Genomic DNA, 16,230 nt, shown 5'->3' on the forward strand with positions numbered 1-16,230 from the left:
CGATCACCCGGCCAGGCGCCTCGCCGATCTGCTGCCTTGGAACTGGATGCCAACCAGTGAGGCCGAGCAGGCCGCCTGACCAGTGGATCCGTCACCGAGCGCTTACGGATCAGGAACAGGGTGCCGAGCAAGACTTACTACGCGTTCCTCCGCTGCACCGACGCTCTCGCCATGAAGCGCGCGGACGCCACGCCGGGTCGTCGCTGACCGGCGGCTGGCACCGGGGGCCACCTCGCGCCCCCATGTCTCCTGCGCCCATGTCTCGCACGCCGAGCGGCCGTCGCCGGACGGTTCCGTCCGGCGGGGCCTGCCTTCAGATGTGCAGCGCCTCGCCGAGCGCCCTGAGGTTCGCCTCGTGGAAGGCCTCGCCGAGGGTCGGGTGGGCGTGGATCGTGCCGGCGACGTCCTCCAGCCGCGCGCCCATCTCGAGCGCCAGGCCGAACCCCGCCGCCAGCTCCGAGACCCCGGCCCCCACCGCCTGGATACCGAGGATGAGGTGGTTGTCCGCCCGCGCGGTCACCCGCACGAAGCCGTCCTCGGCGCCCAGGGTCATGGCGCGGCCGTTGGCGGCGAAGGGGAAGAGGCCGGTGCGGATCTCGTGGCCGGCGGCGCGGGCCTCGTCCGGCGACAGGCCGGCCGAGACCACCTCCGGGTCGGTGAAGCAGACCGCCGGGATCGCCACCTTGTGGAAGGCACGGCGGCGCCCCGCCACGAGGTCGGCCACCATCTCGCCCTGCGCCATGGCGCGGTGGGCCAGCATCGGCTCGCCGGTGACGTCGCCGACCGCCCAGACGTTGCGCATCGAGGTGGCGCAGCGCTCGTCGATGCGGATGAACGGCCCGCTCATGTCGAGGTCGAGCCGCTCTAACCCGAGGTCGTGCGTCCGCGCCTTGCGGCCGACCGCGACCAGGATCACCTCGGCGGGGATCTTTCGGGGTTCACCGCCGACCTCGACGTCGAGCGCGTCGCCCGAGAGCCCGGTCGCCTTGGCGCCGAGCAGCACCTCGATCCCGAGCGCGCCGAGGCGTCGCGCCACCGGCCGGGTCAGCTCGGCGTCGTAGGCCGGCAGGATCCGCTCGGCCATCTCGACCACCGTGACCTTGGCGCCGAGCTTGGCGAAGGCGGTACCGAGCTCGAGCCCGATATAGCCCGCCCCCACCACCGCCAGGGTGGCGGGGACCTTCGGCAGCGACAGCGCCTCGGTCGAGGAGATCACCCGCCCGCCGAAGGGCAGGTGGGGGAGCGCCGCCGGAACCGAGCCGGTGGCCAGGATCACGTGCTCGGCCCGTACCCGCTCGGGTCCGGTATCGGTCTCGACGAGGCAGGTCTTGCCGTCGACCATCTGCCCGCGCCCGCGCAGGATCTTGACCCCGCCGCGCTTCAGGAGCGACGCGACCCCGGTGTTGAGCCGCCCGACGATGCCGTCCTTCCAGGCCACCGTGCGGGAAAAATCGAGGCTCGGGGGGCCGGCCGAGAGACCGAAGGGCGAGGCGTCGCCGGCCTGCAGCACGGCGGCGTGATAGGCCTCGGCGGCGTGGATCATCGCCTTCGAGGGGATGCAGCCGACGTTGAGGCAGGTGCCGCCCAGCCGGTTCTCCTCGACCAGCACGGTGTCGATGCCGTGCTGGCCGGCGCGGATCGCCGCGACGTAGCCGCCCGGGCCGCCGCCGAGCACCAGGAGCTTGGTGGTGATCTCGCCCACGGGTCAGGCCTCCATGAACAACGTCGCGGGCGTCTCGAGCAGGCCTTTCAGCGCCTGCACGAACAGGGCGGCGTCGTAGCCGTCGACCACCCGGTGGTCGAAGGACGCCGAGAGGTTCATCGTCAGGCGCGGCACGAAGGCGCCGTCGCGCCAGACCGGGCGCATCACCTGCTTGTTGACGCCGATGATCGCCACTTCCGGCCGGTTGATCACCGGGGTCGTCACGATGCCGCCGAGTGCTCCCAGCGACGTGATCGTGATGGTCGAGCCCGAGAGTTCGTCGCGGGCGGCCAGGCCGTTGCGGGCGGCGTCCGCCAGGCGGCGCACCTCGGCCGCCGCGTTCCACACGTCGCGGGTCTCGGCGTGGCGGAGCACCGGCACCATCAGTCCGGACGGGGTCTGGGTGGCGATGCCGACATGGATGCCGGCATGGCGGTGGATCACCTCCGCCTCGTCGTCGTAATGCGCGTTCATCTGCGGGAAGTCCGGCAGGGCGCGCACCAGGGCCTGGACCAGGAACGGGATCAGGGTCAGCTTCGGCCGGCTTCCGCCGTAGCGCTGGTTGAGGGCGGCGCGCAGCTCCTCGACCGCCGTCACGTCGACCTCCTCGACGTAGGAGAAGTGGGCGACCCGGCGCTTGGCATCGGCCATGCGCTGGGCGATGCGCCGACGCAGGCCGATGACCTTGATCTCCTCCACGCCGGTGCGGGCGACGCGGCCGGCAGGCGCGGGCGCGGCCTCCTCGGGCGGCGCGTCGAGGTAGGCGTCGAGATCGTCGTGGCCGATCCGGCCGGCCGGGCCGGTACCACGGACCTGGCGCAGGTCGATGCCGGCCTCCAGCGCCCGCCGGCGCACGGCCGGCGACGCGACGGGCTTCTCGCCCGCCGGGCGTGGCGGGCCAGAGGAGGGAGCAGTCGCCGCGGGGCGCGGGGCAGGGGCCGACGGCTTTGCCGGAGCGGGCTTTGTCGGCTCGGCGGGCTTGGGTGCCGCGGCGGGCTTGGGTGCCGCGGCGGATTGCGGGGCGGGCGCGGGCTGCGCCGGCTCCAGGCCATCCGCGGCCGGGACCAGGGCAGAGGCGGGTTTGCCGGCCGCCGCGTCCTGCGCCTTCGCGACCTCGGGCGCCACCGCGACGCCGGAGTCCGGGGCTGAGGCGGGCGCGGCATCCCCGCCCTCGATCTCCAGCCGCACCAGTTCGGCGCCGACCGCCAGCATCTGGCCGGCCTCGGCGCCGAGCGCCGCCACGGTGCCGCTCACCGGCGAGGGGATCTCGACGGTGGCCTTGTCGGTCATCACGTCGGCGAGGGGCTGGTCCTCGCGGACCACGTCGCCGACCTTGACGTGCCAGGCCGAGACCTCGGCCTCGGCCACGCCCTCGCCGATGTCGGGGAGCTTGACGATGCGAAAGCCCATGGCTCAGCCCTCCAGCGCGGCGCGAAGGGCCCGGCCGACGCGCTCGGGACCCGGGAAGTAGGCCCATTCCTGGGCGTGCGGGTAGGGCGTGTCCCAGCCCGCCACCCGGACGATCGGCGCCTCCAGGTGGTAGAAGCAGGATTCCTGCACGAGCGCCGCCAGCTCGGCGCCGAAGCCCGAGGTCAGGGTCGCCTCGTGGGCGATGACGCAGCGCCCGGTCTTGCGCACCGAGGCCTCGATCGTCTCCATGTCGAGGGGGAGCAGCGTGCGCAGGTCGATGACCTCGGCGTCGATTCCCGTCTCGGCCGCCGCGGCTTCCGCGACGTGCACGATGGTGCCGTAGGCCAGCACCGTGACGGCCGCGCCCTCGCGCCGGATCGCCGCCTTGCCGAGCGGCACGGTGTAGTGCCCGTCCGGCACCTCGCCGAGGTCGTGGCGGGCCCACGGGGTCACCGGCCGGTCGTGGTGGCCGTCGAAGGGGCCGTTATAGAGGCGCTTGGGCTCCAGGAAGATCACCGGGTCGGGATCCTCGATCGCGGCGATCAGGAGGCCCTTGGCGTCGTAGGGGTTCGACGGCACCACGGTCTTGAGGCCGGCGACATGGGTGAACAGGGCCTCGGGGCTCTGGCTGTGGGTCTGGCCGCCGAAGATGCCCCCGCCGGTGGGCATCCGCACCACCATCGGGGCGGTGAACTGGCCGCCCGAGCGGTAGCGCAGGCGCGCGGCCTCGGACACGATCTGGTCGTAGGCCGGGTACATGTAGTCGGCGAACTGGATCTCGATGCAGGGCTTCAAGCCATAGGCCGCCATGCCGACGGCGGCGCCGACGATGCCGAGCTCGCTGATCGGCGCGTCGAAGCAGCGGCTCTTGCCGAAGCGGGCCTGCAAGCCTTGGGTGCAGCGGAAGACGCCGCCGAAATAGCCGACGTCCTCCCCGAACACGACCACGTCGTCGTCGCGCTCCATCGATACGGCCATCGCGTCGCGGATGGCCTCGATCATCGTGCGGCGCGGCATGTCAGTACCCCGCCTGCTGGCGCTGGCGGCGCAGGTGGGGGGGCATCTCGGAAAACACTCCTTCGAACATGTCGCGCGGGGAGGGCTTGCCGCCGGCATGCAGCGTGCCGTGGGTCTCGGCCTCGCGCTGGGCGGCCACGACCTCGTCGAGGATCTCGGCCTCGCCCTGGCGGTGGCGCTCCTCCGACCAGGCCCCGCGGGCGATGAGGTGATCCTTCAGGCGCTTGACCGGATCGCCGAGGGGCCAGGCGTCGAACTCGGTCTTCGGCCGGTAGGCGGAGGGGTCGTCGGAAGTCGAATGCGCGCCGGCCCGGTAGGTGACGTACTCGACGATGGTCGGCCCGAGGTTGCGTCGCGCCCGCTCGGTCGCCCATTTCGCCACCGCGTGGACGGCGAGGTAGTCGTTGCCGTCCACGCGCAGGGACGGGATCCCGAAGCCGTGGCCGCGCGCCGCGAAGGTCGAGGAGCCGCCCCGCGCAAAGCCCTGGAAGGTCGAGATCGCCCACTGGTTGTTGACGACGTTGAGCACCACCGGCGCCCGGTAGGTCGAGGCGAAGACCAGCGCGGCGTGGAAATCCGACTCCGCGGTCGAGCCGTCGCCGATCCAGGCGGCGGCGATCCTGGTGTCGTTCTTGATCGCCGAGGCCATCGCCCAGCCGACCGCCTGGACGTATTGCGTCGCGAGGTTGCCGGAGATCGAGAAGAATCCGTGCTCCTTCGACGAATACATCACCGGAAGCTGCCGGCCGTGCAGCGGATCGTTCTCGTTCGAGTAGATCTGGCACATCATGTCGACGAGCGGGTAGCCGCCAGCGATCAGCAGGCCCGCCTGCCGGTAGGTCGGGAAGTTCATGTCGCCCGGTTCGAGCGCCCGCCGGAAGGCGGTGCTCACCGCCTCCTCGCCGAGATGCTGCATGTAGAACGAGGTCTTGCCCTGGCGCTGTGCCATCAGCATGCGGGCATCGAAGGCGCGCAGCTTCATCATGTCGCGAAGGCCGGCGAGCAGCTCCTCGTCGGTGAGCGAGCCGGCCCAGGGACCGACCGCCTTGCCCTCGGAATCGAGCACCCGGATCAGCGTGTAGGCGAGGTCGCGGATGTCGGCCGCCGCCACGTCCACCTCGGGCCGGCGCACCGCACCGGCCTCCGGGATGTCGAGATCGGAGAAGCTCGGGTTGCCGCCCGGGCGGACGGCCGGCTCGGGGACGTGGAGGCTCAAGGGTGCGTGGGGATTGGGAGCGTGGGGGCTCGGGGCGTCTGGCGGCATGGGGAGGCCCTTACGGGGAGGGTGTCGCGGACGATGCGGGATGGAGGGTCAGGACGGCGCGCCGACCTGCGCCTCGACCACCATTGGATGGGGCGACAGGCGAGCGGCGAGGACGGACGGGTCCGTCCCGTCGGGGACCAGGATCGAGAGGGTGACGGCGGAGGAGGTGGCGTCGAGCGCGAGGTGTCTCAGTCTGTCGCCGGCGCGTTCGACTTCGCCGAGCAGGCGCGTGACGCCGTCGAAGACGTGGAGGATCCGCGCCCGGACCTCCACCGCATGCCCTTGTTCAAGAGCCATCTGCGCCCTCCCGCGACGCTTGATTTCCCCGACTGTAGACCGGTCCGGCCGGATGGTCCTCGCCGATTTTCGCGGCTAAAGCGGGCGATCGGAGAACGCAGCATGGCATTGAAGGGCGAAACGCCGAACAAGCGTTCCGTGCGGGCGCAAGCGCAGCGGAAGGGCGCCGAGCCGCACCGGCTCGACGAGATCGACCGCAGGATCCTGGGCGCCCTGCGGGCGGACGGGCGGCTGACGATCGCAGGCCTCGCCGAGCGGGTCGGGCTGTCGCAATCTCCCTGCTGGACTCGGCTGCGGCGCCTGGAGGAGGCCGGGCTGATCCGCGATTACGTCGCCCTGCTCGACCACCGGGCGCTCGGCATCCCGGACGTGGTCTTCATCGAGGTGACCCTCGACAAGCACGACGACGCGGTGCTGGAGGCCTTCGGCACCGAGATCCTGCGCATCCCCGAGGTGCTGGAGGTGCACCTGGTGACCGGCGAGTACGATTACATGATCAAGGTCGCGGTCAGCGGCACCGCGCATTACGAGCGGTTCCTGCGCGAAAAGCTCTACCGCATCCGCGGCATCCGCCAGTCGCGCTCGGTCTTCGCCCTGAGGACCCTGAAGCAGGAGGTCTCGGTCGATCCCGTGGCGATCGCCCGGCAGGCGCCCTGACGCGGGTACGCGGGAACCGGTCGTCCCGGCGGCGGCGTCACGGGGGCATCCCGGGACCGCGGCGCGGGGTGTCCCGGATACCGGCTCTCACGGGACGTTTCGGCAGGATCGAAGACCCCGAGCGCCAGCCACCCGGATCCCGGGCTCCCTTCGCGGTCCCGGAGGGACACGGACAGCGACCGGGCGTCGCCTCCGCGTCCCGGTCCCGTCACTCCGCCGGCGGCCGGGCGCTCTCGCGGAACGGGTGGGCCGGATAGGTGCCGATGATCCGGATCGCGCTCGAGAAGTAGGCGAGCTCGTCGAGCGCCCGGCGCAGGGACGGTTCCTCCGGGTGGCCGTCGACCTCGGCGTAGAACTGGGTCGCGGTGAACTGGCCCTCGACCATGTAGCTCTCGAGCTTGGTCATGTTGACGCCGTTCGTGGCGAAGCCGCCCAGCGCCTTGTAGAGCGCCGCCGGGATGTTGCGGACCCGGAACATGAAGCTCGTCACCGTCGGACCGGCGCCCGCCGGGGGCACCACCGGCTCGCGGGAGAGCACCACGAAGCGGGTGGTGTTGTGCTCCTCGTCCTCGACGTTCTCGGCCAGGATCGACAGGCCGTAGATCTCGGCGGCGAGCCGGGGCGACAGCGAGGCGCGGGTGCGGTCGCCGGCCTCGGCGACCTGGCGGGCGGCGCCGGCGGTGTCGGGCGCGACCACCGCCTTGAGGCCGAGCCGCCGGATGATCTTGCGGCACTGGCCGAGCGCGTGGACGTGGCTGTGCACGGTGCGGATCTCGTCGAGCGCCACGCCCGGCAGGGCCATGAGCTGGAAGCGGATCGGCAGGAACTGCTCGCCGATGATGTGGAGGCCCGAGGCCGGCAGCATGTGGTGGATGTCGGCGACGCGGCCCGCGATCGAGTTCTCGATCGGGATCATGCCCAGCGCCGCCGAGCCGTCCTGCACCGCCGTCAGCGCGTCCTCGAAGGTGGCGCAGGGCAGCGGCGTCCAGTCCGGATAGGCCTCGTTGATGATGATGTGCGAGTTGGCGCCGGGCTCGCCCTGGTAGGAGATCGTCTGGTTCATCGCGCAAGCTCTTCGGAGATCAGTTCAGGCGCCGTGCGGCCAGGACGGCGCGGGCGCGCTCGAGGTCGTGGGGGGTGTCGACGCCGAGCGGCACGTCGTCCACCACCACGGCGTCGATCCGCATTCCGGCCTCGAGCGCCCGCAGCTGCTCGAGCTTCTCGCGCAGCTCGAGCGGGCTCGGCGGCAGCGCCACGAAGCGGGCGAGCGCCCGGCGGCGATAGGCGTAGAGCCCGATATGGTGGAGGAGGGGGCCGTCGCCGTAGGGCGCGGTGGCGCGGGTGAAGTAGAGCGCCCGCAGCCGCCCCGGCGCGATCTCGGAGCCGACGAGCTTGACGACGCTCGGCTCGGTCCGCTCCTCGGGCCGGGTGATGACGGCGCACAGCGTCGCGATGTCCACCCCTCGGTCGGCCAGCGGCACCACGGAGGCGGCGATCGCCCTGGGGTCGATGGTCGGCAGGTCGCCCTGCACGTTCACCACCACGTCGTGGCGCCCCTCCGGGTCGATCACCTCCAGGGCCTCGGCGAGGCGGTCGGAGCCCGACGGGTGGTCGGGCCGGGTCATCACCGCCAGTCCCCCCACCGCCTCGACCGCCTGCACGATGGCGGGCGTGTCGGTGCAGACCACCACGGGCCCGAGGCCGGCCTCGATCGCGCGGCGCCAGACATGCACGATCATCGGCTCGCCGGCGATGTCGGCCAGCGGCTTCTCGGGCAGGCGGGTCGCGGCGAGACGGGCGGGGATCAGGACGAGCGGGTCGGACATGCGGGGGCTTCGCATCCTGCGGGGCGTCGGTTGCCCGGCGAGCCGCGGCTCTTAGCAGTGCGGGCGGGGCTTGTCATGACGGCCGGCTTCGGCGGGGCTCCTGATCGCGGCGGACGCCAACCGTGGCGCCGTCCACACGCCGGCGCTCTGCGACGAACCGACGATGTTTAGAGCCATTGTCAACGGTGTCGCAGAACGGCTAAGCACCGGCGGACTATCACTGCGGCGTGGCGCCGGGCCGCGCCTCGAATCGCCCCTGCTCACCGGAGCATCGGAGCTGCCGAGAATGGATTCCTTCGAGCTTAACAAGGTCGCCGGCGCAGTGCTCGGCGCCCTTCTCCTCGCGATGGGGACGGGCTTCGTGGCCGAGCTGATCTACAAGCCGAAGCCGGCGGGTGATCGCGGCTACGCCCTGCCCGCCGCCGAGGAGAATGCCGGCGCCGCCGCGCCCGCCGCCGCCAAGGAGGAGCCGCTGCCCGTGCGCCTCGCCAGCGCCGACGCCACCAAGGGCCAGGCCGCCGCCAAGAAGTGCATGGCCTGCCACAGCTTCGAGAAGGGCGGTCCGAACAAGGTCGGTCCCGACCTCTACGGCGTCGTCGAGCGGCCGAAGGGCAGCCATGAGGGCTTCGGCTACTCCGCCGCCATGAAGGCCAAGGGCGGCAACTGGACCTACGAGGACCTGGACCACTTCCTGCACGCCCCCAAGCAGTACGTGCAGGGCACCATCATGGCCTTCGCGGGCGTGCCCTCGGGTGCCGAGCGGGCCGACATCCTGGCCTACCTCAAGACCCTCTCCGACAAGCCGGTCGACTTCCCCAAGCCCTGACGGGCGGATGGGCGACCGCAGGACGAAGCATCGCGTGAACGCAAGGCCGGGCGAGAGCCCGGCCTTTCTCGTCCCGGCCCCCCTGCGCGGACGCGCCCGGGTTGGCGGAGCCGCACCCCGCGACCTAGAACGGGGGTGAGACCCGTTTCCAGCCGGAGGATCGCCCCGCGTGATCGCACGCCCCCTTACCCGCCGCGCCGCCCTCGCCCTCCTGGGAGCCGCCGCCCTGCCGGCGCAGGCCCCGGCCCAGACGCCGGGGACCGCCCCGGCAGGCAGTGCGGCCCCGGCCGGGACGGCCCCTCCCGACGGGGGCTGGCGCCACGGCCTGTCGCTCCTCGGCGAGCCGAAATACCCGCCGGGCTTCACGCATTTCGACTACGCCAACCCCGACGCGCCGAAGGGCGGGCTGGTGCGGTTCGGCTCCCAGGGCTCGTTCGACAACTTCAACATGATCGTGGCCGGGGTGAAGGGCGACCTCGAGAGCCAGATCCCGCTGATCTACGACACCCTGCTGGCCCAGGCGCAGGACGAGGCCTCGACCTATTACGGCCTGCTCGCCGACGGGGTGCGCCCGGCCGAGGACCTCGGCAGCGTCGTCTACCGCCTGCGGCCGGAGGCGCGCTGGCACGACGGCAAGCCGGTGACCACCGACGACGTGGTCTTCTCCTTCGAGGTCCTGAAGGAGAACAGCCCGCAATACGCTGCCTACTACCACAACGTGACGAAGGCCGAGGCGACCGGCCCGCGCGAGGTCACCTTCACCTTCGCCGAGAAGGGCAACCGCGAGTTGCCCCAGATCGTCGGCCAGCTGCCGGTGCTGCCCAAGCACTGGTGGCAGGGCAAGGACGCGACCGGCAAGGCCCGCAACCCGACCGAGACGACGCTCGAGATCCCGCTCGGATCGGGCCCCTACCGCCTCGCCCGGTTCGACGCCGGCCGCACCGCCACCTACGAGCGGGTTCCGGATTACTGGGGCCGCGACCTTCCGGTGAACCGCGGCGCCAACAACTTCGACACCCAGCGCGCCGAGTATTTTCGCGATGCGACGGTGATGATCGAGGCGTTCAAGGCCGACCAGTTCGACTGGCGCACCGAGAACATCGCCCGCAACTGGGCCACCGCCTATGACGGCTTCCCGGCCGTGCGCGAGGGCCGGATCCTCAAGGAGGAGTTTCCGCAGGCCGGCATGGGCATCATGCAGGCCTTCACCCTCAACCTGCGCCGCAAGAAGTTTTCCGACGAGCGGGTGCGCCGGGCCTTCAACCTCGCCTTCGACTTCGAGGAGATGAACCGCACCTTGTTCTACGGGCTCTACAAGCGTGTCGATTCGTTCTTCTTCGGCACCGAGCTGGCCTCGTCCGGCCTGCCCGAGGGCCGCGAGCGGGCGATCCTGGAGAGCGTCAAGGACAAGGTGCCGGCCTCGGTCTTCACCGCGCCCTACAAGAACCCGGTCAACGGCAGCGCGGAAGCCGTGCGGGCGAACCTGCGCGAGGCCGTGCGCCTGTTCCAGGAGGCCGGGTACGAGATCCGCGGCAACCAGATGGTCGAGAAGGCCAGCGGCCAGCCCTTCACGGTCGAGTTCCTCGGCTACGACAACTCGGCCGAGCGGGTGGTGCTGCCCTACCGCGCGGCGCTCGAGCGCGTCGGCCTCAAGGTGAACCTGCGGGTCGTCGATCCGGCCCAGTACCAGAACCTGGTGCGCGGCTTCGACTTCGACGCGCTGGCCCTGAGCAACTGGGCCGAATCGCTCTCGCCCGGCAACGAGCAGCGCGACTTCTGGGGCTCGGCCGCCGCCGACCGGCCGGGCTCGCGCAATTACGCGGGCATCAAGGATCCGGGCGTCGACGCGCTCATCGACAAGGTGATCTACGCCGGCGACCGCGAGGAACTGGTGGCCGCGACCCGGGCGCTGGACCGGGTGCTGCTCGCCCACAATTACGTCGTGCCGCAATGGTCCTCGAACGTGTCGCGGACCCTGCGCTGGAACCGGTTCGCCCATCCGGCGGTGCTGCCGAAATACGGCGCCTCGGGCTTCCCGACGACCTGGTGGTACGACAAGGATCTCGCGGCCAAGACCGGGGCGGCGCGCTGATGCGGCGGCGCACCTTCCTCGCCGGAAGCGGGGCGGCCCTGCTCGCCGCCCGCGTGCCCGTCTCGGGCCCCGCCTTGGCGGAGGAGACCGAGCGCCACGGCCTGTCCGGCTTCGGCGACCTGAAATACCCGGTCGACTTCCCGCGCTTCGCCTATGTCGACCCGATGGCGCCGAAGGGCGGGACGTTCTCGGCCACGCTTTCGACCACCACCGGCAACCAGGCCTTCGAGACCTTCAACACCCTCAACATCTACGTGCTGAAGGGCGACGGCGCCGCCGGCATGGACCTGACCTTCGACAGCCTGATGGTCCGGGCCCTCGACGAGCCGGACGCCCTCTACGGCCTCGTCGCCCGCAGCGTGTCGGTGAGCGCGGACGGGCTGGCCTACCGCTTCGCGTTGCGCCCGCAGGCGCGCTTCCACGACGGCGCGCGGCTCACCGCCCGCGACGTCGCCTTCTCGATCCTGACGCTCAAGGAGAAGGGCCACCCGCAGATCGCCGCGGTCCTGCGCGACGTCGCCGGGGCGAGCGCGGACGGCGACGACGCCGTGGTGGTGCGCTTCGCCCCAGGCCGCAGCCGCGACCTGCCGCTCCTCGTCGCCGAGCTGCCGATCTTCTCGGAGGCGTATTACCGGCGCCGCGACTTCGAGGCCTCGACGCTCGAGCCGCCGCTCGGCTCCGGCGCCTACCGGGTCTCGCGCTTCGAGGTCGGCCGCTTCATCGCCTTCGAGCGCGTCGCCGATTACTGGGGCGCCGACCTGCCGGTGACCGTCGGCCAGAACAACTTTTCCGAGATCCGCTACGAGTATTTCCGCGATCGCGACGTGGCGTTCGAGGCGTTCAAGGCCGGCACCTTCACCTGGCGCGAGGAGTTCACCTCCCGGGTCTGGGCCACCGGCTACGATTTTCCGGCCGTCCAGGAGGGACGGGTCAAGCGCGAGACGTTGCCCGATCACACGCCGTCGGCCACTCAAGGGTGGTTCCTCAACACCCGCCGGCCGGTCTTTCGCGATCCCCGCATCCGCGAGGCGATCGGGCTCGCCTTCGACTTCGAATGGTCGAACCAGAACCTGATGTACGGCGCCTACACGCGCACCGCCTCGTTCTTCGAAAAATCCGACCTGAAGGCCGAGGGGATGCCGGCACCCGAGGAACTGGCACTGCTCGAGCCGTTCCGCGAAAAGGTGCCCGACGAGGTCTTCGGCGAGCCGTGGTCGCCGCCGCGCTCGGACGGGTCGGGCCAGGACCGGGCGCTCCTGCGCCGCGCCGACGGGCTCCTGCGCCAGGCCGGCTGCACCCGCGAGGGCGGGGTGATGAAGCTGCCGGACGGCCAGCCGCTCGCCTTCGAGTTCCTGGATTCCTCGCCGGTCTTCCAGCCGCTGCTGCAATCCTACATCAAGAACCTGGCCCTGCTCGGCATCCGGGCGAGCTCGCGCCTCGTCGACGCGGCGCAGTACCAGGCGCGGCTCAAGGATTTCGACTTCGACGTGATCTCGACGCGGTTCGGCGGCTCGCCGACGCCGGGCGCCGGCTTGCGCGAGGTCTACGGCAGCCGGGCCGCCAAGGTGCCGGGGTCGCAGAACCTCGCCGGAATCGAGAACCCGGCCGCCGACGCGATGCTCGACCGCATCGCCGACGCGACCTCGCGGGCGGACCTCATTACCGCCTGCCGGGCGCTCGACCGGGTGCTGCGGGCCGGCCGCTACTGGGTGCCGATGTGGTACTCCGGCACCCATCGCCTGGCGCTGTGGGACCTGTACGGCCGCCCGCGCGACCTGCCCCGCTACGGCCTCGGCGTGCCCGCCCTGTGGTGGCACGATGCCGACAAGGCCCGAAAGATCGGACGGACCTGACCTCATGGCCGCCTACATCCTGCGCCGGCTCCTCCTGATGATCCCGACGATCCTCGGGATCATGCTGATCTCCTTCGTCATCGTGCAGTTCGCCCCCGGCGGGCCGGTGGAACGGGTGCTGGCCCAGCTCCAGGGCCAGAACACCGCGATGTCCCGGGTCACCGGCGGCGGCGGCGACCTCGCCGGGCGCGGCGGCACCTCCCAGGCCGGGGGAGGGGAATCCAATTCCCGCTACCGCGGCGCGCAAGGCCTCGACCCGGCCTTCATCAAGCGCCTGGAGCAGCAATTCGGCTTCGACAAGCCGGCGCCCGAGCGCTTCGCGAAGATGCTGTGGGACTACGCCCGCTTCGATTTCGGCAAGAGCTACTTTCGCGACGTCTCGGTGCTGCAGCTGATCCGCGAGAAGCTGCCGGTCTCGATCAGCCTCGGCCTGTGGATGACGCTGATCTCCTACGCAATCTCGATTCCGCTCGGCATCCGGAAGGCGGTGCGGGATGGCTCGCCCTTCGACGTCTGGACGTCGGGCGTCGTCATCGTCGGCTACGCCATCCCCGGCTTCCTGTTCGCGATCCTGCTGATCGTGCTGTTTGCCGGCGGATCGTTCTTCCAGGTCTTCCCGCTGCGCGGGCTCACCAGCGAGGGCTGGTCGCAATTCCCGCTCTGGCAGAAGGTGACGGACTACCTCTGGCACCTCACGCTGCCGATCGTCGCCATGGCGATCGGGGCCTTCGCCACCTCGACGCTTCTGACCAAGAACTCGTTCCTCGACGAGATCCGCAAGCAATACGTGCTGACCGCCCGGATGAAGGGCCTGTCCGAGCGCCAGGTGCTCTACGGCCACGTCTTCCGCAACGCGATGCTGATCGTGGTGGCGGGGTTTCCCGGGGCGTTCATCTCGGCGTTCTTCGCCGGCTCGCTCCTGATCGAGACCATCTTCAGCCTCGACGGGCTCGGGCTGCTCTCGTTCGAGTCGATCGTGAACCGCGACTACCCGGTGGTGTTCGCCAACCTCTACATTTTCTCGCTGCTGGGCCTGGTGGTGAACCTGATCTCCGACCTGACCTACAGCTGGATCGACCCGCGGATCGACTTCGAAGCCCGGGCGGCGTGATACGATTTCCGCATCGCGAAGCGATCAACCGGAAATCGTCGGAGCCGTCCCGGGACGTTTCGGAGCCTGTTCGACCGATCGGCATACTGTATCCTACCGGCAACCTCATCCTGAGGCGTTGGCGATCGGAGATCGCACGCGATCGATGATCGCCGGCATCTCAGGATGAGGTGAAGGGAAGGATAGAAAATCCCCTCATGATCGTGCCGTCGCAAGGCACACGACCCCCATACGGAAGATCCTGCCGGGCGCATCCGCGGGTGCGGGAGAGGCAGCGAACGGCCGGCGGGCCGGACCCGCGCACCACCGGGGCCGGCCGAACCGCCTTGCGGAGGCTCAGTGCGCCGGTGCCGCCCGCCCCGCCTTCAGCGCGCCGATCAGGAACGCGATCATCGCGTCGAGGTCCGGGACGAAATCGTCAGGGCACTGCACCACCAGCACCGGGTGGCAGTAGCGCACGATCGCCGCATGGACGCAGCGCGCCGCCACCGCAGGATCCTCGACCGCGAACTCGCCCCGCGCCGCGCCATCGGCGATGACGCGCTCCAGCACCGCGGTGATCCGGTCGACGTGGTGGCGGCAGACATCCCAGCTCTCGGACATCGCCGCCTCGACCATCTCGTGCATCCGGGGATGGCCGGTGAAGCGGCCGACGGCGTCGCGGTGCAGGAAGACGATGACCTCGCGCATGCGTGCCTCGGCGGTGAGCCCGGGCCGATCGGCGAGGGCGGCGATGCGCGCCTCGACCTCGCCGATGAGACGCGCCACCACCGCCTCGTTGATCGCCTTCTTCGAATCGAAGAACCGATAGACGTTGGCTGGGCTCATCCGAAGGGTCTTGGCGATGTCGGCCACCGTGGTCTTCTGGTAGCCGATCTCACGAAAGAAGCGTTCGGCCGTCGCCAGGATGCGGCAGCGGGTATCGGGCGGCGATTCCTCGACCGGCGAGGGGACGGACAGGGCAGGGATCATCCACGAAGCCTATCGTGCCGGTCGCATCGGGGTCAAAAGGCCCAGGCAACCTCGGAGCCGAGTGTGGCATCTGCGTCACCCGGCTCCGGCTGTCAGGGGCCGCGCGTCAGGACCCGAACTGCGAGCCGAGCCGTTCCAGGTACTCGGCGAGATCGATCCCGCCGACCTTCTTGCCGTAGTCGAACCGCGCGCCAAGCCGGATCGCCACGCTCTCGCGGGCGGTGGTCAGGGTCACGGGCCGGGTGCAGACCCAGGCGCCATCGCGGCGATGCTCGAAGTAATTCAGGATCTCGTGCCGGTCCACGTCTGACCTCCCGACCAATGTGATCGGACAACGTGACAGTCGGCCGGAAGTTCATCGAGAGACGATCCGACCACACGACCTTGTGCAAGCGTGGCCGTACGTCGGCGCTTGCGCCGGCCGGTACAGCGCGACACAGTCGGGCGAGGTCATCGAGGAGATGTTTCGCCATGCCGCTCGCCCGCCGCGAGGCCCTGGTCCTGATCGGAAGCGCGCTGGTGCTGCCGGCCCGCGCCGCATCGCAGCAGAGCGCCGTCACCGCCTCGGCCTTCGGCTTCGCCAAGCCCGAGGGCGGCAGCCTCGCGCTGGCCGGCCTTGCCGGCAAGCCGATCCTGGTCGTCAACACGGCGACCGCCTGCGGCTACGCCCCGCAATTCTCAGGGCTGCAGCAGCTCTGGACCCGGTTCGGCTCCCGCGGGCTGACGGTGATCGCGGTGCCCTCGCCGGATTTCGGCCGTCAGGAACCCCTCGACGGGATGGCGATCGCCGAGGCCGCGCGCAAGAACCACGGCGTCACCTTCCCGGTGGTGGGCAAGACCAGCGTGACGGGGCCTCAGGCACACCCGTTCTACCGCTGGGCCGCCGCCGAGAAGCCGGCCGAGACCCCGCGCTGGAACTTCCACAAGTACCTGGTCGGCCGCGACGGCCACCTGGCGGCGGCCTTCGCCACGCCGGTCGAGCCGACGGACACGCGGGTGATCGCGGCGATCGTCAAGGAACTGGACGCGGCGGGGTGAGGGAATCCGGTTCGCGAGAGGGAAAGCCGGAGACCTCTCACGCGATCCCACCCGCAGCCTCATCCTGAGGTGTTAGCCGATCAACGATCGGCTGACCCCGAAGGAGGGCTCCAGGGATCGCCGAGACATCTGGAGCCCTCCTTCGAGGTCAGTCCATTACAATGG

The 16,230-nt window shown here is 70.7% G+C and carries 15 protein-coding genes; 6 read left to right on the forward strand and 9 right to left on the reverse strand.

The genetic code is table 11. The features are described 5' to 3' along the window. Positions 1–313: 313 nt before the first annotated feature. Genes lpdA through HPY23_RS05940 form a run of 5 tightly spaced genes read right to left on the reverse strand, consistent with a single transcriptional unit; the run spans position 314 to position 5,690 of the window. On the reverse strand, positions 314–1,702 hold the full coding sequence (gene lpdA, locus HPY23_RS05920) for a dihydrolipoyl dehydrogenase (protein WP_091882152.1): 1,389 nt from the start codon (positions 1,700–1,702) through the stop codon (positions 314–316). A 3-nt stretch (positions 1,703–1,705) separates the two neighbouring features. Further along, positions 1,706–3,112: a dihydrolipoamide acetyltransferase family protein gene (locus HPY23_RS05925; protein WP_200649575.1), complete on the reverse strand. Its 1,407-nt coding sequence runs from the start codon at positions 3,110–3,112 to the stop codon at positions 1,706–1,708. A 3-nt stretch (positions 3,113–3,115) separates the two neighbouring features. Beyond that, the gene (locus tag HPY23_RS05930; RefSeq protein ID WP_091882158.1) at positions 3,116–4,129 is read right to left on the reverse strand and encodes an alpha-ketoacid dehydrogenase subunit beta; all 1,014 of its coding nucleotides are present in this window, start codon (positions 4,127–4,129) and stop codon (positions 3,116–3,118) included. Between the two features lies 1 nt (position 4,130). After that, positions 4,131–5,393 (reverse strand): 3-methyl-2-oxobutanoate dehydrogenase (2-methylpropanoyl-transferring) subunit alpha, encoded by a 1,263-nt coding sequence (locus HPY23_RS05935; RefSeq protein ID WP_091882160.1) that lies wholly within the window; start codon positions 5,391–5,393, stop codon positions 4,131–4,133. A 48-nt stretch (positions 5,394–5,441) separates the two neighbouring features. Then, positions 5,442–5,690: a hypothetical protein gene (locus tag HPY23_RS05940; RefSeq protein ID WP_091882163.1), complete on the reverse strand. Its 249-nt coding sequence runs from the start codon at positions 5,688–5,690 to the stop codon at positions 5,442–5,444. A 102-nt stretch (positions 5,691–5,792) separates the two neighbouring features. Between HPY23_RS05940 and HPY23_RS05945 the strand changes: the two genes are divergently transcribed. Beyond that, complete coding sequence (locus HPY23_RS05945) at positions 5,793–6,347, forward strand: Lrp/AsnC family transcriptional regulator (RefSeq protein ID WP_091882166.1); 555 nt, start codon at positions 5,793–5,795, stop codon at positions 6,345–6,347. Positions 6,348–6,555: 208 nt separating this feature from the next. Here HPY23_RS05945 and HPY23_RS05950 read toward each other — a convergent pair whose 3' ends face one another. After that, complete coding sequence (locus HPY23_RS05950; RefSeq protein WP_060847919.1) at positions 6,556–7,410, reverse strand: prephenate dehydratase; 855 nt, start codon at positions 7,408–7,410, stop codon at positions 6,556–6,558. Positions 7,411–7,429: 19 nt separating this feature from the next. Next, positions 7,430–8,173 (reverse strand): 3-deoxy-manno-octulosonate cytidylyltransferase, encoded by a 744-nt coding sequence (locus HPY23_RS05955; RefSeq protein WP_060847918.1) that lies wholly within the window; start codon positions 8,171–8,173, stop codon positions 7,430–7,432. Positions 8,174–8,459: 286 nt separating this feature from the next. Here HPY23_RS05955 and HPY23_RS05960 point away from each other — a divergent pair, with 286 nt between their 5' ends. From HPY23_RS05960 to HPY23_RS05975, 4 genes are all read left to right on the forward strand, one after another. Further along, entirely contained in the window at positions 8,460–8,999 is a 540-nt protein-coding gene (locus HPY23_RS05960) for a c-type cytochrome (protein WP_060847917.1), read from the forward strand. 169 nt (positions 9,000–9,168) lie between these two features. Then, complete coding sequence (locus HPY23_RS05965) at positions 9,169–11,091, forward strand: extracellular solute-binding protein (protein ID WP_244537486.1); 1,923 nt, start codon at positions 9,169–9,171, stop codon at positions 11,089–11,091. Continuing rightward, complete coding sequence (locus tag HPY23_RS05970; protein WP_091882169.1) at positions 11,091–12,944, forward strand: extracellular solute-binding protein; 1,854 nt, start codon at positions 11,091–11,093, stop codon at positions 12,942–12,944. Before HPY23_RS05965 ends, HPY23_RS05970 begins: the two co-directional genes overlap by 1 nt. A 4-nt stretch (positions 12,945–12,948) precedes the next feature. Next, on the forward strand, positions 12,949–14,055 hold the full coding sequence (locus HPY23_RS05975) for a microcin C ABC transporter permease YejB (RefSeq protein WP_091882172.1): 1,107 nt from the start codon (positions 12,949–12,951) through the stop codon (positions 14,053–14,055). A 336-nt stretch (positions 14,056–14,391) separates the two neighbouring features. On the opposite strand, the gene HPY23_RS05980 is transcribed toward HPY23_RS05975, so the two are convergent. Together HPY23_RS05980 and HPY23_RS05985 are read right to left on the reverse strand one after the other, a co-directional pair. Continuing rightward, positions 14,392–15,027, reverse strand: coding sequence for a TetR/AcrR family transcriptional regulator (locus tag HPY23_RS05980; protein ID WP_060847914.1), 636 nt, complete (start codon positions 15,025–15,027; stop codon positions 14,392–14,394). A gap of 106 nt (positions 15,028–15,133) precedes the next feature. Continuing rightward, positions 15,134–15,331: a hypothetical protein gene (locus HPY23_RS05985; protein ID WP_091882175.1), complete on the reverse strand. Its 198-nt coding sequence runs from the start codon at positions 15,329–15,331 to the stop codon at positions 15,134–15,136. Between the two features lie 167 nt (positions 15,332–15,498). Between HPY23_RS05985 and HPY23_RS05990 the strand changes: the two genes are divergently transcribed. Then, positions 15,499–16,065, forward strand: a complete 567-nt coding sequence (locus HPY23_RS05990; RefSeq protein WP_060847912.1) for a glutathione peroxidase — start codon at positions 15,499–15,501, stop codon at positions 16,063–16,065. The last annotated feature ends 165 nt before the right edge of the window (positions 16,066–16,230 follow it).

This window comes from Methylobacterium ajmalii, from assembly GCF_016613415.1.
Taxonomy (GTDB): domain Bacteria; phylum Pseudomonadota; class Alphaproteobacteria; order Rhizobiales; family Beijerinckiaceae; genus Methylobacterium; species Methylobacterium ajmalii.

Bases quoted from the DNA above. Each gene is read 5' to 3' on its own strand.
- HPY23_RS05925 (WP_200649575.1), bottom strand. From the start codon at position 3,112: ATGGGCTTTCGCATCGTCAAGCTCCCCGACATCGGCGAGGGCGTGGCC.
- HPY23_RS05930 (WP_091882158.1), bottom strand. From the start codon at position 4,129: ATGCCGCGCCGCACGATGATCGAGGCCATCCGCGACGCGATGGCCGTA.
- HPY23_RS05935 (WP_091882160.1), bottom strand. From the start codon at position 5,393: ATGCCGCCAGACGCCCCGAGCCCCCACGCTCCCAATCCCCACGCACCC.
- HPY23_RS05940 (WP_091882163.1), bottom strand. From the start codon at position 5,690: ATGGCTCTTGAACAAGGGCATGCGGTGGAGGTCCGGGCGCGGATCCTC.
- HPY23_RS05945 (WP_091882166.1), top strand. From the start codon at position 5,793: ATGGCATTGAAGGGCGAAACGCCGAACAAGCGTTCCGTGCGGGCGCAA.
- HPY23_RS05950 (WP_060847919.1), bottom strand. From the start codon at position 7,410: ATGAACCAGACGATCTCCTACCAGGGCGAGCCCGGCGCCAACTCGCAC.
- HPY23_RS05955 (WP_060847918.1), bottom strand. From the start codon at position 8,173: ATGTCCGACCCGCTCGTCCTGATCCCCGCCCGTCTCGCCGCGACCCGC.
- HPY23_RS05960 (WP_060847917.1), top strand. From the start codon at position 8,460: ATGGATTCCTTCGAGCTTAACAAGGTCGCCGGCGCAGTGCTCGGCGCC.
- HPY23_RS05970 (WP_091882169.1), top strand. From the start codon at position 11,091: ATGCGGCGGCGCACCTTCCTCGCCGGAAGCGGGGCGGCCCTGCTCGCC.
- HPY23_RS05975 (WP_091882172.1), top strand. From the start codon at position 12,949: ATGGCCGCCTACATCCTGCGCCGGCTCCTCCTGATGATCCCGACGATC.
- HPY23_RS05980 (WP_060847914.1), bottom strand. From the start codon at position 15,027: ATGATCCCTGCCCTGTCCGTCCCCTCGCCGGTCGAGGAATCGCCGCCC.
- HPY23_RS05990 (WP_060847912.1), top strand. From the start codon at position 15,499: ATGCCGCTCGCCCGCCGCGAGGCCCTGGTCCTGATCGGAAGCGCGCTG.